Origin of the sequence: Candidatus Accumulibacter contiguus, from assembly GCF_012940005.1 — a bacterium.
Taxonomy (GTDB): Bacteria; Pseudomonadota; Gammaproteobacteria; order Burkholderiales; family Rhodocyclaceae; genus Accumulibacter; species Accumulibacter contiguus.
The window spans coordinates 1-1,019 of sequence record NZ_SPMX01000157.1; the positions used below are offsets into that span (position 1 = coordinate 1).

Below are 1,019 nucleotides of genomic sequence, written 5' to 3' on the forward strand. Positions count from 1 at the left end.
CGACGCCAGGGAGCAGGGCGAAGAGAGGTTTTTCATGGGGGCTCCTTTCTTAGAGCTGCTTCGCCCAGGAGAAGTCACGGACGTACAGGCCGATCGGATTGTTGCGGATCTGTTCTTCGCTGGTGCTGGTGGTCGGTTCGGCGACATAGACCGTCACCAGGGCACGCATGCGGAAGGGCTGGCCTTTCAGGATCCCCTGGCGGTCGCGGCTGGTCTCGACCCAGTCGACCTGCCAGGTTTCCGGCGTTTGCGGCAGCACCGAGGCGATCTCGACGCTGACCGTCTCCTTGGTGGCCCGCTTGAATGGGCTGGATTCCTCGGAGCCGTTCAGCCATTCGTTCATCCTGGCCGTGGCCGGGTCGTTCGGTGCCAGCATCGAGTACACGCGGAACACCGCCTTGCGCTGCAGGGCGACGTCCGGTGTCACCAGGCGCGCGTCGGCGATGAAGGAAGCCACCGACGCTTCGATCACCCGGGCATCGGCCGGTGCGGCACGATCGGCCGGCGCCACGGCCACGGCTTGCCCGAGCCGGTCGACCTGGACGACGTACGGCACGAACTTCGATTGGCTGCCGATGTGGATGATGCCGCCGACGCCCGCCAGCGCGATCAACAGCGACAGGATGCCGATCACCTGCCAGGTCTGGCGCGACGACACGACGCCGCCGACATGCTCGTTCCAGGTCCGGCGAGCAGCCAGGTAGGGGTTCTCGCCTTCGCCCTGGCGGAACCCCCAGGTCGTCGGTTCTTTTGCGCTTTGGCGATCGGCGTCGGCTGCGGGCTTCCGGCCGATCAGGCGCTTGATCTGGTCTGCGAAGTTCATGTGGTCACTCCATAGGTGTCCAGCGTCAATCCCCGCCCGGCCAGCCACTCGTGCACCCAGCCATCGCCCAACTTGCTTTCCAGGTGCTGGATGGTGGCCAGCGACTCCTTGTCGGAGGCGCCGACGAAGGCGAGCGCCAGGGGGCCGAGGGCGAGGTCGTACAGGCGACGACCGTTCTCCGAGACGTAGTAGTACT

General features: G+C 65.9%; 1 protein-coding gene and 1 pseudogene. Both read right to left on the reverse strand.

Translation table 11 applies throughout. The annotated features are described in order from the left end of the window. Positions 1 to 49 precede the first annotated feature (49 nt). Complete coding sequence (locus E4Q08_RS23925; protein WP_169072243.1) at positions 50 to 823, reverse strand: conjugal transfer protein TrbF; 774 nt, start codon at positions 821 to 823, stop codon at positions 50 to 52. Further along, positions 820 to 1,019: pseudogene (locus E4Q08_RS23930) on the reverse strand (type IV secretion system protein VirB4); the annotation flags it as partial. The gene E4Q08_RS23925 and the pseudogene E4Q08_RS23930, both read right to left, overlap by 4 nt.

What these genes read in the sequence shown, in the direction of transcription:
- E4Q08_RS23925 (WP_169072243.1), bottom strand. Translation starts at nt 823, where the DNA reads ATGAACTTCGCAGACCAGATCAAGCGCCTGATCGGCCGGAAGCCCGCA.